The organism is Prochlorococcus sp. MIT 1201 (genome assembly GCF_047303415.1).
Taxonomy (GTDB): Bacteria; Cyanobacteriota; Cyanobacteriia; order PCC-6307; family Cyanobiaceae; genus Prochlorococcus; species Prochlorococcus marinus_D.
This window is the reverse complement of the sequence record NZ_CP138947.1, coordinates 154,119-168,957: the sequence shown is the minus strand read 5'-3', so window position 1 is coordinate 168,957 and position 14,839 is coordinate 154,119. Positions and strand designations below refer to the sequence as shown.

Below are 14,839 nucleotides of genomic sequence, written 5' to 3'. Positions count from 1 at the left end.
ACTAATGCACCCAATCAACACGAATCCCCTTGCGGCTATTCAGGAAGCGATCGATCGCCATTGCTGCAATACAACCGTCTGATGCGGCCACTACTGCCTGCTTAAACGGGGTGTTCCGAATATCACCAATAGCCCATACCCCGTCCACTGTTGTGGCCATGAAGTCATCGACCACAACGCCACCATCCTCTTTAAAAGCCACCTGATCACCTAAGAAATCAGTGATTGGCTTAGAGCCACTCATGTAAACAAACACACCTTCAACGGCCAAGTCCTGCTCTGTCTCCTGAGTCCGATTTTTCAACTTGATGCCAGTCACGCCAGCATCATCTCCCTCGATCAACATCAATCTTGTGCGACTCCAGTGTTGAACATTGGGCTGAGTCATCAACGCTTGCGCGTGCGCGTCATCTTCCTTGGGGTCACTCGTGGTAAGCCAATGCACTCTCGAGGCGAACTTGGTCAGCACCTGTCCTTCCTCAACAGCCTCTTTGTTTGCCCCAACAACAGCTACCTCACGTCCTTTATAGAAAGCACCATCACAGGTAGCGCAATAGCTCACGCCACGGCCAAGGTACTCTGCCTCTCCCTTAAATGATGCTGGGCGCCCCAAAGCGCCAGTCGCTACAACCAGCGCCCTTGCCTTAAAAGTCCCTTCAGGGGTATACACCGTTTTCCACTCACCATTTACGTCCACACCAAAAACCTGGGCACGGCGATAATCGCTGCCGAAAGAAACGGCCTGCTCACGCATCAAAGCCAGCAGCGCTTCACCACTCATCTCACTGGAAACGCCCGGATAATTAGCGATCTGATGAGTGATAGCCAAGGCGCCTACATCAGGATTCTTATCAAGGATGACTGTCTTCAAATCGGCACGCGATGTGTAAAGCGCGCAGCTGCAACCAGCTGGGCCACCACCCACGATCACCACATCGGCTTCGATTGTTTCCAAGGGGCAAAGGTCTCCAGCAGGGTGTCAAAGCTGCTCTGAACAGCTCATCAGCTTCAGATCAGGATGCGCCGTTCTGACAACAATCCCAAAAGCCACCCCAACCCTACTGAGTTCAACAGGTGATCTGTCTTAAAAGAAATGCCTTTTCTTTGGGCAATGCGATACCCCATCACTGGATTGGGAGCTTGCAAGTCGATAGACCCTCAAGCGCTTCGCGATACCCTCCCCTTACTCATTTCCCCAGCTTGGTCGATGAAAATCGGCATAAACACACCGAGATGACAACTGATGAGCACTCCACCCAACGATCGTCACACAGCTACGCGAATTGAGATCTCACTTCAGGAGGAGGTCTTGGGTTGCCTCGATGACTATTGCGATGTTTACGCTATAGACAGGAGCATGGCCATCGGACATCTACTGCAGGGCGCCCTGCATAGTGCTCTACCTGACCCTGGTTGGTTAAAAGAAGACAAGCCACTCACTGCAAACGCCTCAGCCAACAGCGGGGATTCAGCATCAAGAACTAGCCCAGCAGAAACAAGTACAGCAACACCAATGGCTCCCCGCAATGAAGCACTCGCCGCCAATCCACTCATACAAAAGCGACACAACACTCAAGCCTGAGCAGGCACAAGCTCTCAGTTCCAGCCATGCAAGCCAAAAAGGAGCGCTGAAATTAAAACCCTTGGCATACGACAGTCATGGCTTTCACGATGGCGCAATACATATCGAAGTTCTCCGGAACACAAAACACCATCTGAACCGCTGCTTTGATCTAAAGCCACTAGACGGCTCCCATGGTTAACGGCTTGCAAAGCCTGCTCCATGCCACCCAGCCAACCAATTTGTGGCTGGCCCTAATTCTGCTGACTGTGCTGGCTTTGTTGCTGAGCTTGGGGCGAAGGCTCGAGCCTGCCCTGCGACTGGAGCGACTAGGCCTGCCTATTGCCCTGTTGGCCGGCACAGCAGGCCTGCTGCTGGGGCCCTATGGCCCCCTACCCCTGCTGCCACTGAGCGTAACGGACATCTGGACTGAAGTCCCAACAGCGTTGCTTACCCTGGTCTTCGCCACCTTGATGCTCGGGCGCCCCCTCCCGAAAGGTCAAGGCTTATGGGAGCCTGTGGCATCCCAGGCCATGCTGGGAATGATGCTCGGTTTTGGTCAATACCTCGTGGGGGGACTAGCGGTCCTACTGGTGTTGATTCCCCTGTTGGGGGTTGATCCGCTCATGGGCTGCCTGATTGAAGTGGGTTTTGAGGGCGGCCATGGGGCAGCGGCCGTTATGGGTGAAAGCTTTCGCGAACTCGGCTTCGCTGGTGGCCAAGATCTTGGCCTGGCAATGGCAACAGTGGGCCTGCTCACATCAACCCTTCTGGGCAGTGTCCTGGTGATTTTCGGCCGTTGGCGTGGATGGGTTGCCCCCCATAGCCCCACAGAAATCGGAGACACAGGAGCTGTTGAAGAAGAAACGAGTTTTGGCCAACAACTTCGCCTGCTGGCCGTCAATCTTGGCCTTGCTGGAGCCGCTGTGGCTTGCGGCGTGTTGATGCTCGAAGGCCTGCGATTATTGGGCCCTTGGCTGGGGGAGTTCTACCGGCAAGTCATTCACGTCTTCCCAGTCTTTCCTCTTGCACTAGGGGGTTCACTACTGATCCGACTCGCCCTGGAAGTCTCAGGCAAAACTCAATGGGTATCACAGTTATTGCAACGTGAAATCGGCATCCTGGCCACCGACCTGCTGATCACCACCGCAATGGCAAGCCTGAATCTGCCGCTGCTGCAACACGACTGGCTTCCGCTAACTGTGTTGTCTGTGACAGGGCTGGCCTGGAATCTATTGATCATGCTCTTTGTGGCCAGGTTCACACTGCGCGAGGAATGGTTCGAGCGCTCGATCACCGAGTTCGGACAGGCCACTGGAGTAGCTGCGAGTGGCCTTTTGCTGCTACGACTGGCCGATCCCCGCAACCTGACAAAAGCCTTACCTGTGTTTTCGATCAAACAATTGATCCTGCAACCAATTCTCTCTGGTGGGGTGATCACCGTTGTAGCCCCTCTAGCAGTAACTCGATGGGGACTACTTGGCTGGACAGAACTTTGCGGCTTTCTCACTGTTATATGTATTGGATTAGCGGCAATCATCAACATCACCTCATCATCAGAATCAACAGAAGCTGCGTGAATAGCAATGACAGACCAATCGACATTTGCTACCAATATTTTGACGAAAGCTGCTAATTTCTATACCTCCATGGGGCAGAAAATGAAATGCAATGGATTAGAGGTTTATCGTTGCCAAGGAAGAACTCACGCAACAATTCACAAGGCCATCGACATAAAGACGTAGACTAACGCCTAAGGAAAGGCCGAGATTGAATAATATCGCAAATGCCTCCAACCCAGAGAAGTCATATCTTCAGAATAATGAATTGACAACCGCAAGGAGCATTACTGCCAACTATTAAAGATGGAACTTGAGAATAAAATAATCATGATTCTGGAATTACCTAAAGCAATCAAATGCGATCCGAGAGAGCCTTGGAGAATTAACTTTCCAATAAAATGACTTTTCATGAAAATAAAGTAATCATATTTTCTTGCAATGCATAAAAAAGAACCAATGGCCATTCACTGGCCAGAAAAACATTTTAGCTTCAAGGGGAGAAAGAAATGGCAATAAAAAAACACTTATCAAATCACACAACAAGCAGTAACTAGACCAGCCGCGATAAGTAGCAAGAGTCACCTTAAACCGTAGAAATATTACGTTAGGCTGGCAACTTGAATACAGCCATTATTTAACTCCAATGAGATATTAATAGACGACAGATAGTTCTACGATGCAAGCCAATGCAGAAGATTCAGTCTTCAGTTCTGCGATCTCTACTACTGGGGATACTCATCCCAATTGCCGCTTGTCTTTACCTGATCCTGCCGTTGGCTGCTGATGCCACTTATCCAAGCATGTTGGAAAACGATCAGGGTGGAGCTGATCCATCGATGTTAGAGACTAGGAAGAACCTAGATGCTCTCAGCAAAAAGTATCCATTTCTCGACACAGTTGAGGATGGCAAACCCTTAACAGCGGAATTTGTAAAGTATGATCTTGCCGGCTATGATTTAAGCGAGGCTGATCTACGTGGATCAACATTCAGTATAACGACTCTGAAGAATGCCAATCTCCACGGTACAAACTTAGAGGATGTATTGGCTTACGCCACTCGTTTTGACAATGCCGACCTTTCAGAAAGCATCCTACGCAACGCGAATCTAAGGAAGAGTGAATTCGCCGGTGCTTTAATTGATGGGGCTGACTTCACTAACGCCTTGCTTGACAGGCAAGAACAGAAAGCTCTCTGCGCAAGAGCTACAGGCAAGAATTCAAAAACTGGCGTAGATACATATACCAGCCTTGATTGCTCTGGAATCTCAGAACGGGTTATTCCGGCCGGCAAATAGATGGATGATTGGAACAATCAATAATCAAAACAAGTAGCCCTCAAGCGTGCTAACTGGAAAAGACTTAAGACAAAATGATAGCTTACCTTCTATTCATCAAGAATAAGTGGTGACTAGGCAAGACATGTATCAAATAGAGAGCTAATAATGAGGTTGGTCAAGCCTGAGAGGCAATACTAGCTTGACCTACATCTTCCATGTTCATGAAGAGATTTTGCCTCTAAGATTCTGCATTACTATCGCAAACCAAAGACCACCTCAGACAGCAATTATTCATTGATAGAGGGCAGCATTAATAGATGAGTGGACAACATCTTCTCTTGTATCAATCGATCTATAATTATGTCTACACGCTGCCAAAGCAGGATCGATTGAATTCGCGCATTTATCAATAGATAACAGCCTTAATCTCTGTAGTAATAACTGTATTGTGAGTGAAGAATTAGTTGATGTCTTAGAAAGATATATTAGGACTCACAACATAAGGGCATCGATTCTGCTCTGGTTATCGACCCACATCAACCTGGTCAAGATCGGGATATGACCATCGTAGGAGCTTTTCAAAAAAGTTGCCCCTTTCATCCAACTCAATCAAACGCCCACCAGGTTCATCTTCTCGACCCAGAAGGCATGGTTGTACAGCCTTAAAACTGCAAAGAGTGGAAGGGCAGCCAAGCACCAACACATCTTTACGCCCAGGCAATCCCCCTTGCCAGTGCTGATGGATATGACCACATACCACAGCGCATAACTCGTCTACAGGAGTGAGTAGCTTGATCAACGCCTCACCATCCACTAGACCAATGGCATCCAACCAGGAAGAGCCAATCGGCAAAGGTGGATGATGCACCGCCACCACTAATGGCCTGCCAGATTCTTGAAAATCTGATAAGCGCGCATCGAGCCATTGCAGTTGTGATTCACCAAGTTGACCTGCTGTTCGACCTGAGACATGGCTACTAAGAAGAATGAGACGTACACCATCCACATTCAAATCTGCTGGGGCTGTAAAGGCATGGCGTCCAAGAGCCGCCTTGATGAACAAAGGGTTGTCATGGTTGCCAGGAAGAACAGCAACCTTTATTGATGGAGAAAGATTCTGCAATTCTTGACGCAATAAAACATACCCACACCAGGTTTCGTCATGGCAAAGATCACCAGTAATCAAAAGCAGATCCGGGGAATGAGAGGCTCCATGTTGCAATGCACACTGAAAATTCAACAGAGGATTTTGACCTCGCACCAATCGTTGATTAAAGGCAACAAGATGAGGATCACTAAGCTGTACTAAGCGCATTTATTGTGGAGCGGATCTTCGCAGTGGTTTTGTCATGGAGGCTATCTCCCTTGTTCAAGCATGAGAAAAACCAGAAGCTGGTTTCTGCCTACTCGTAAATAGCTTAGGTAAAATACTTGCAGCAACTATCAGGGAGAAATCAAGGTTTTAATGAAGGTTTTTGGAATTCTAAATCAACAGGGATGACCTAGCTAGCATTAGCTTTCTGGCAATACAATCATCATTTAATGAGCTGGAGTGAATCGGGCAACTGATGGTGGCCTTACCTTAAGGAGATGCTGCCAGATATGCCTGCAAGCATCGTAGGCAAGGATCACTAGAGTGACGTTAATGGCCACGAGCTGGATCAGAGACAGACGGAGCGGACCATGCAGGTATCGCCAATAGAAGATGCCAAAGGTGCGGCCTGTCACATAGCTACCTCTCACCATCAAGCGCATCAGGCTCTTCAGGCTTGAAAGCAAAGCGAAGTCAACTACAAGCGTCATGACCACCTTTGACATAAAGACCATGCCAAGGAGGACGATCAGGGCTGTTGAAATTTGAGTGAAATGAATCATGAGCAGTTACCTCACATTCATCTTATTCCAGAACGGATGCGCAAGAGAAAATAAACCAGTTAGGTGGTTCATCAGTGGCCGTGGACTGCTGTGTAGCCTCAATCGCTTTCCAATGACTCCTTGCCTGCTTTTTATTGAGCTGACAAGGGCTTATTAAAAGTTCGAGGCCAAGGCTGATTGAGTAGAAAATCAAGGCTTTGTAAGTGAACACTTGAACATCAACAAAGTGTTTATTCTGATCTCTAAATCAAAGCCGAATCTCATGGCGAAAGGCTCAGCACTTTCATGCTAATATCAAAGCCATACTCTGTCTATTGCAATCATCACCTTGCATTAGCATTCTTCCTATAGTTTATGTTAAAATGCGTATCAAGGTAGTGCCTGAAAAATCTGACTAAAGTTCCTTCAAAGTCACTCTAGTCTACAAAAGTCACTTAGAAGAATAATTTAATATAACCATGGAACGCACTAACAAGCTTTTAGGCAAGTCGGATTATCTCTTCAACTATCAAGGATGATGATCCTTTGCAGACAGTGCTTATGGGGGCAATGGTTAGCAGAAAAAAATGAAAAAAGCTAAGCATTTCCGGAGACTGACTCTCCATTCGGCGCTTGATAAATCTTCTTTAGAATCTCATCATTATCAATAGTAAGTATCAAATTCATTCAACCATTGGGAATATGAAAAGATCTACGATGATCAGCCTCTTCTTTTGCTAGCTGTTTGAGCTCTACATCAAACTCATCCTCTGATTCGATCCGAATGCACCACTGAAATAATTCCCGTTCAGCACGGAGAAAGCCGTCTTGGCCTTCAAGCATCAATACACTAATAAAGCTCATATCGGTGATAATTAAAAAGATCGCAAAAAATTATTCAAGACGAAGAAGCGTCGGCTCATGTTGATTGACCTCTAAAATATACTCCATCTTCAATAATGCTATGAGTTAAAGCGTGAAATGTCTATTCCAGGAATCAAGATTGCTTGATCATGAAGGCATGATTAATTTCTGCTGCTGCCTTGCGACCGTCTCTAATTGACTCATGAATGCTACTGGAGCCTCTAATGATATCTCCGCCGGCGAAGACATTGACGTGACCCTGAACCTGTAGCGTGTCTAAGTTAACCAAGGCATCAACGTCCACCAAAAGGCTTGAACTTAGATGCTCCCTTAATTGAGCCTCAATACGCTGTTGTTCCAAACCTGCCATGATCACCTGATGAGAAGAACTACAGAGTTTAGAGAAAGCTGAAGGATCTATTCTGGAGTGAATCTCAATTCCAAGTTCTTGCATTTCATTTAAACGCTTAGCCTGAGATTTCAATTGAAGCTGAGCCTGTTCATCTACAAGGTAAACCTTGCTTGCACCGTTTTGAATTGCCAACTTTGAGATATCCATAGCAAGGTAGGTAGCGCCAACTATTGTCAATGTCTTCCCTCTAACAATAGTTGGCTCCTGAGTAAATTGGTCTAAAAACTTCAACCCATGAATCAAGTTAAAATCGTGATCGACATCTTTAGTCTGAATTTGCTTCTCTCCTAGACCACAGGCTAAAAAGAGTGCATCATATTGAAGCCTAAGCTCAGCAATTGTAATGTCTTCTCCTAAAGATTGACCAAAATAAATCCTAATAGAAGGTAATAATAGGTTTGATATTTCACGATGTAATACTGACAGAGGAATCCTTGATGCTAGAGCAATCAATTTCAACATCCCTCCAGCTTCGCTTTTCTTCTCGTAAATGTCTATTTGGTAGCCCAAACGCGCCAAATAATGTGCACATGTTAGACCAGCAGGGCCAGCCCCAACAATAGAAATTCGCTTACCATTATCCGGAGCTGCCTCTGGTATGTAGTTGGGGACTTTCTCGCATACATAGCGATTTAATGACTTAATGGGAATAGAAGCATCAGGACATAACGATTGCGAACATGACGAGCCACAAAAATCGTCTGATTGAGAAAGGTAAGAGGTTGTTTCTGAAAATGGATTAACGGCACGTAAGGACTGGGCAGCACCTAGCCAATTGCCGGCTTCGACAAGACGAGCGATATGGGCTTGATGAGTACTGTCTGGACCCGCCCGAACGCAGCGCGGAGACAAACAAGATCGGGGATCTAATTCCACAGTTTTTATCTTCTGATGGTCAGGAATCAAATCTGCAGAATGTTCTTTTTGAGATAGAGAGGCTTTAGCAAAATGCACATACTTTTTAGGATAATGCTTTAATGGTAGATATTGAGGTTGACGAAGATCCTTTAAAATGGCATTGACTGCACTTATTGCGGACACAGTCACAGACACTACGCCGATCCCTTGACTGGTGGAATCGCCTACACAATAAAGCCCTTGCCAATCACTGCGAGCGGCCAGCCGACTCATATAACTTTGGCTCATATTCACCTGTGGACCACCAATAGAGCCATGACTTTTAAGGGTATAGCGCTGAATCGTCTGTGGGGTAGCTATTTCCTGAACCAAGATATGTTTTTTAAGTTCTGGGAAATAATTCTTTTCTAAGTAATCAATAATTGCGGATGCTTTTTTCTGCTTTTGATCTCGATATGTACGGTTATGATATTTATCCTTACCATCGGTTGGCAGTGTGATCTCTGGAGTAGATTCCGGTAGAAATATACAGAGTGTATGTGTCCCTGGCGGAGAAGCTTCAGGATCCAACATCGACGTGACGTAGACTGTCAGATAACTTGAAGAGCCATTGTCATTAAAGGGCAGGATTTGTGTAGGCTTAATCGTCGTGGGGACAGCTTCTGCTTTAACACCAAGATAAACACCAAATACACTATAACTTGGCCTAAATTTCCTTGCCCACTTTCTTTTTCTGCGGGAGATATGCTGCGAATCGATCAACTTGCCATAGAGATTCCAGACGGTTGTGTTTGAGATTACTGTATGAGATTTAATCTTAATGCCATTTTCAAGCTGACATCCAATCGCCTTCCCATTCTTAATTAAGATCTTGTCAATGCGATTACGATATAATATTTTTCCACCATATTTATGAATAGCTTTTTCTAGCTTATTCGCCAGAGTCTGTGGTGAGCCTTGAGCATAATAGCAACCACCTGTGTAAGATTCCACGTGGATCATTGGGCCGGCGATGGCAGGTGTCTGATCCAATCCACAAGTGGTCATATTTTGATTTAAAAGCGTAAATAGTTTGAGAATCTGCGGATCACGTGTGAAGCGTCGAAATAGTTGCTCTTGAGTTGAAAGCAGATAATTAAGCAACCTTGCTAAATAAAAAGGTCGCGTAAACATCAAATTGATACCATGTTGCGGTGGCGTTTCCGCTGGCGCAAAAAACTGACCTCCATAGCTATCCAATGACTCATGATAAAAAGATTCGAATTCACTTAGTAATGCTTTAATTTGTTCTGATTGGTGTGGAAAACAAGAACACATTTCTGCCCAAAATCTTTCACGTTGTGTATACATAGAAACTTTGGTTTGCTGATCTAGATGGATAGTGAAGGTTTCATCCATCGGCACAAGAGTAATGTCTTCCTCCAACTCATTCATCACAAATTGATGTGGGTTATAGCCTTTTTCTCCAAACCCAAAAAAGAGAGAAGCTCCTACATCAAATGTAAACCCTTGACGGCGAAAGATACTCGCGCATCCACCAGGGAGATAATGCTGCTCTACCACCAAAACTCTGTAACCACGCTTAGCCAGAAGTGCCGCTGCTGTTAGTCCACCAATCCCAGCGCCAACTACCAAGACATCATAAGAGGGCAACAAAATATCGCGGTCAAGCACGTGCATTAGCTAAGGGATACACAAGCCAAGTAAATTATCTCACTATTTCATGAAACATTCAGTCTACAAGCGCAAAACGTTGCATGAAGCTTGCAGGCAACAGATGAATTAAGTAAAAACACTCTAACAAAATTACTTCTTACTGCGCACTATAAAAAGCATGAGAGGCAAATTAAGGACTTTATTTTATTCTAACTTCAGAAGTTGAGATCCTAATCAACCCTGAAGAAGGCGGATTTTTAGCAACTAATGGATGAGAAAATGTATTGATGCGAACATCCTGCAAAACTGAGAGAGTAGACTAAATATGCAAGAACGTTGATTTCAATTTCTCAGCAATAGTTTACTTCATATATGCTTGCAGGCAGAAACATATTGGCTGCTCAAAGGGTTCAGGAATGATCAGCCAACAATTGAGCAAAGAGTTGAAACAAGTTACACGCTTATGAGTAACAGTAACTGCAATTCAGCATCTGCTGCTTGCTCTACTATTCTTGACTTGCTTCAATATGTAGAAGACAATAAAGATATTGTGCTATTAAATAGTTCTTGAGCAGGTTAAATTGTCCATTCAATCTCAGCCCAGCAAATCCTAGCTTTCAGAAAACGTCAACAGGACGCTGGCTGGGGTTATGCATTGTCATCTGCTTGAATTCCTCTTGTCCAGATATATTGCGCCATATCCAGAAGATCTATCACCCCAATAATTTATGGGATTGCAGTAACAGCACTTATATGCATAATCATTGGAGCATGTATGAATACTTTCGGAGTCTCAGGCAAAGGGCCTTCCTCAGAATAATGGAATTAGCAATGCCAGGAATTTGATAGAGATTACTTAAAATGCCTACTCATCTTGTACAAACATTTAAAGCCAGGAAGATATCATTTCTGGGAGACATATCTTAGCCTGGCTTTCAACAAACTCTAGATTTATCCACGGAATTGACTGACCAATTTTAATCACATTTTCTAGTTCTAAGTTGGTTCGGCTCTGTTCTTTTCTCAAAGCTCTCTATGCACTGGAACTCATTAAGAAAGACACCTACGTGGACCTCTTGAGAATGCTAAGTACCTTTGGTATTCGTAGACTCTAACAAGAGACTAGCGAGTCACGAGTCCACAACCTCTGCAGACCCAAAATTTTGATTGCAGGATATGCGCAATCTTCCAAGAAGAAATCGGTTGAGTCGAATGAACTCAAGGTTGCAAGGATCTAGCTCAAGCACATTGGTGTTGGATACCTTTAATGCATTGCTGCACTAGATCAACGATCGATCAAACGAATTATCCAGTGCATTGACCTATTGACCCAGATTGAGAGAGCTGTCTTTATGTAATAGAGATAAGCCGCAGTCTTTCTGCACTGACGGCTCTTCTCTTTGATCGTTAGGAGGGTTTTCCATCATGACTTTCGCCCGATTGAGCCAAGTCGAGATCATGCACGGGAGATTTGCAATGGCGAGCCTCGCATCACTTGTGGTGATTCAAGTCATCAAGTTGCAATTAACCTCCTCCTAGCAATGCTCGCTGAGTTGTTTTAGCGCTATACCATCTGAACAAGAAGAGCAAGCCCAACCGATGCGTTGATCAAGCGATAAGTGAATGTGACTGGATTCATTCGCAGTGAATCAACAGGAGCGCAACTAACTCTAAGGGTTTGAACGCATACCAAATCCACACAAGGAGTATCACTAGTAGGACTGATTGATGGATCTAACCGCCCTAGACAGAAGTGCCGCACTAGAATCTTCAGCAACACTTGCGATTGAGCAGCTACCAGAGCACTGGCTGAGCTGAGCGATTGGTCTTTTAACTGGCTTTGCGCTCACATAAATCCTCAACTGGGCTGTATGACTCCACAGCTTGTAGCCCTCTACTACCTCCAACTTCAATCAAACTCTTTGCAATTTTGCAGATACTTGCCAACGCACTTATGAAGGAGAGGAGCAACGAGCAACTCAGAGTCCGGATATGTAAGTAAACCTTTGTAATATTTCACTCAATACATGTGAACAAAAGTCAAGTTACTAGCAGACATGAATCATGGTGTTGATCTTCCACATTAGTGATCAGCTTTTGCAAGCACTTCATCGCACAACTAAATTAGTAGAGCAATCTATCCACATTCAGAGTTTGAATCCAATTTAAATGAGTGGTTAACAAAAGTAGCGGCCTTTGCAATTCACATTTAAGCCACTTGCAAAGTCATGGCATAAGACAAAAGATTGCTCTATGCATAAAAAAACCGACCCACTATAGAAGGGGGGGTCGGTTTTTAATGTCTTTTAGTGATTAAGCGAAGCTTCTGAGGATTGGCACCTGGGGCCATTTGTCAAGGTGTGTGGCTGTAAAACTCCTTTTGGGGCACCTAGGACGATGCAGAGGAGTATCGACTGGTTTGACGCACAAATAGACTTTGTCGCACCAGACGATTAGCCCACGATTTTTTGAGACTGTTGGAGCAGGGGCCAGAAGTCAGCTTGCTTCTTCTGCGTACTCAGGTGGCGTGTCGTCCAATTAGGCGCCTCCGTGTTCGATGCACATACTTTGGCCTTGTCAGCCATTGATGGCAATCAGTCTTAATGCTGATTGCAGGCAGCTCTGATCCGGAGCAAAATTGAATTTTTGGGCTTTTAAGCACTGGTTGATCTCTAGATCAGCATCAAGCGCTATGAGAACCATCCTCTGAGCAAAGAGGTTCCTCTTGAAAACGGCCATTCCCTTAATCTCTTTTCTGGATCTAGAGGAAGAGATGCCGAGGAAGCGCCGCAAACTCAGCAAGGACATGGAAGCCGAGATCGCAGCGGCTCAAAGAAAGGTGGAGCTGGTGATGGCAATGATCTACGACATCGCCGATGAAGAGACACAAGGTGAATATTTATCCGGCTTTGAGCAGATCAACGCCGCAGCCTCTCACCTCTCAGAGAGCTATGTCTTGAAGGGCTTCTGCGAGGAGACAGAGGGGACCCTGGCCCTCTACAAGGGGCTACTGGAGCGTTTTGAGCAGGAGTATGAGCTCTAGCCCTTTTCCACTTCACCTGCAGGTAAGTGCGCAGGCCGACCGAACTGAGCTGGTTGATCAGTTTTGACGGTCTGTGAACTGGTCAACTCCATCCCATATCCCTTTCAGGCTGAATTCTGACCTGGAGTGATCCATTCACCAAGAAATGGACAATGCAGAGAAACAGAGGCAGAAAGAAACTTAATGCTTGTTGGCTTCTACTCAATACTTAGCACGTCCGACAGATGAATAGTCGCAAACCTATGTCATTGGCGTATGCACATCAAAACAAGAAGAACATCTTCTGGTTGATAGTTGCCACCTTAAACTACACCTAACAAAAGAGATACTTAAAAGAATTCAACCTCGGTAAGACCAAAGATCTACAGAAGCAGTCGAAGCAAAAACTGCCATTGTAGATAAAGGACGCTTGAGCTCAGGACGTTGCTCGTCTTGAATGAACACAAATACCATCAACAGCAAGGGTGCAATGAATGCTGCAGCGGCTACTAACCCAACGATCTGAGTCGGCCTAATGAATGGGACCTTGACTAAGGGGTCACCACATTGGCCGCAGACCATAACCCCATCCGCCCGTTGCTGATGAATCTGGTAGCGAATTGAGCAGAAAGGGCAATGGTATCTAGTCATCTGAATCTGAATCTGAATCTGAATCTGAATCTGAATCCACTCGAACCTGAAACTCAATCCCCACGCTCACGCCAATCGCTATGAGCAAAAGCCCTAACCAGACACTGAGCGGGGGGAAAGCCAATGCTTTTCTCAGGCATACTAAGCCGCACCATACCCCGCTCAATACATTTTCCCAGCAGCCACGCCCATAGAGACCATCAAAAAGGAGTGTTTACTGGAATGATGCTTTAAACCGGCCTAGTCTGACGCCATTCAGATCGCCGCCCGAACAGATGGCTAAAAGAATCTTGGAGTTGAGGGCTTCCGAACCGGGAGTCTTGGTTAACTAACAAAACCATTATTAGACTTGCTTTACTCTGATCGTGTTCATCAAGCATGAGAAGAAGCCCTGATCAACTTGTTAACGTGTAGTCGCTGGCAAGACTTTCATATACTCATTAAAGAATGCAAGTAAAAAATAAATCGATATTTGATGATGTAAACTTTGCTTTTGCAATGCTCGCCTATACCTCTATTGCCAAGAGCTAGATACATTTTAGATATGACATGAGGGGAACGGTGACAATAAATATATACTCGCACTATAAATTGAGCAAGAAGATTACGTCTTGAAGTTTTTTTTTGATTTTCAGGAAAAAACTGTTGCTAAAGTGATTTGATTAATGCATGAATAATAAAACAAGAAGATCACCTGCCATTTGAAAGTTTATCCACAAAAGTGTTCAAATCGGAAAAGATATTTGAAAGAGCTGAAATGTTCTTAAATCCCAGCCTTTCCATCACTTCCAAGGCACAAAATCAAAGCAAAAGCCTGATCTGGTGCAACAGCCTTACTGCCAACCTCAATTAGCACACCCTCGAGCTCGGCCTACTGATTCTTTGTACTGCCTAAACGTAGTGAATAAGCATTAATAACAATCAGAGCTTCCAGCAAGACGCTTCTCCGGAGAATCTCATTTTAGAGGTTACCCAGCATCAAAAGCTAAAATAACACTTGAAAAGTCTTTAGATACACTTAAACAAAAAGAGAAAGCTATCAAAAAAACAACATCAGCGTTGGCATGACAACAAAATAGGAGCAGAGAAAGAGCAAAGGCTGCTCATCATTCAGATGAGCAC

At 45.0% G+C, this 14,839-nt stretch carries 10 protein-coding genes; 5 read left to right on the top strand and 5 right to left on the bottom strand.

Annotated features, from left to right (window positions below):
- Position 1 precedes the first annotated feature (1 nt).
- Positions 2-955, bottom strand: a complete 954-nt coding sequence (locus tag SIB41_RS00625) for an NAD(P)/FAD-dependent oxidoreductase (protein WP_011130918.1) — start codon at positions 953-955, stop codon at positions 2-4.
- Between the two features lie 288 nt (positions 956-1,243).
- Between SIB41_RS00625 and SIB41_RS00620 the strand changes: the two genes are divergently transcribed.
- From SIB41_RS00620 to SIB41_RS00610, 3 genes are all read left to right on the top strand, one after another.
- Entirely contained in the window at positions 1,244-1,582 is a 339-nt protein-coding gene (locus SIB41_RS00620) for a CopG family transcriptional regulator (protein ID WP_413359637.1), read from the top strand.
- Between the two features lie 173 nt (positions 1,583-1,755).
- Positions 1,756-3,141, top strand: a complete 1,386-nt coding sequence (locus SIB41_RS00615; RefSeq protein ID WP_413359634.1) for a sodium/glutamate symporter — start codon at positions 1,756-1,758, stop codon at positions 3,139-3,141.
- 668 nt (positions 3,142-3,809) lie between these two features.
- Entirely contained in the window at positions 3,810-4,418 is a 609-nt protein-coding gene (locus SIB41_RS00610) for a pentapeptide repeat-containing protein (protein WP_413359631.1), read from the top strand.
- A gap of 505 nt (positions 4,419-4,923) precedes the next feature.
- Here SIB41_RS00610 and SIB41_RS00605 read toward each other — a convergent pair.
- From SIB41_RS00605 to SIB41_RS00595, 3 genes are all read right to left on the bottom strand, one after another.
- Entirely contained in the window at positions 4,924-5,715 is a 792-nt protein-coding gene (locus SIB41_RS00605) for a metallophosphoesterase family protein (RefSeq protein ID WP_413359628.1), read from the bottom strand.
- A 224-nt stretch (positions 5,716-5,939) separates the two neighbouring features.
- Positions 5,940-6,203 carry a transthyretin gene (locus SIB41_RS00600; protein WP_413359626.1) on the bottom strand — a complete coding sequence of 88 codons (264 nt, stop codon included), beginning with the start codon at positions 6,201-6,203 and terminating at the stop codon, positions 5,940-5,942.
- A gap of 1,048 nt (positions 6,204-7,251) precedes the next feature.
- On the bottom strand, positions 7,252-10,062 hold the full coding sequence (locus tag SIB41_RS00595) for an FAD-dependent oxidoreductase (RefSeq protein WP_413359624.1): 2,811 nt from the start codon (positions 10,060-10,062) through the stop codon (positions 7,252-7,254).
- A gap of 1,407 nt (positions 10,063-11,469) precedes the next feature.
- Between SIB41_RS00595 and SIB41_RS00590 the strand changes: the two genes are divergently transcribed.
- Together SIB41_RS00590 and SIB41_RS00585 are read left to right on the top strand one after the other, a co-directional pair.
- The gene (locus SIB41_RS00590; protein ID WP_413359621.1) at positions 11,470-11,583 is read left to right on the top strand and encodes a chlorophyll a/b-binding protein; all 114 of its coding nucleotides are present in this window, start codon (positions 11,470-11,472) and stop codon (positions 11,581-11,583) included.
- Positions 11,584-12,817: 1,234 nt separating this feature from the next.
- The gene (locus SIB41_RS00585; RefSeq protein ID WP_011130926.1) at positions 12,818-13,087 is read left to right on the top strand and encodes a hypothetical protein; all 270 of its coding nucleotides are present in this window, start codon (positions 12,818-12,820) and stop codon (positions 13,085-13,087) included.
- A gap of 339 nt (positions 13,088-13,426) precedes the next feature.
- On the opposite strand, the gene SIB41_RS00580 is transcribed toward SIB41_RS00585, so the two are convergent.
- Positions 13,427-13,717 carry a hypothetical protein gene (locus SIB41_RS00580; protein WP_413359618.1) on the bottom strand — a complete coding sequence of 97 codons (291 nt, stop codon included), beginning with the start codon at positions 13,715-13,717 and terminating at the stop codon, positions 13,427-13,429.
- Positions 13,718-14,839: the final 1,122 nt, after the last annotated feature.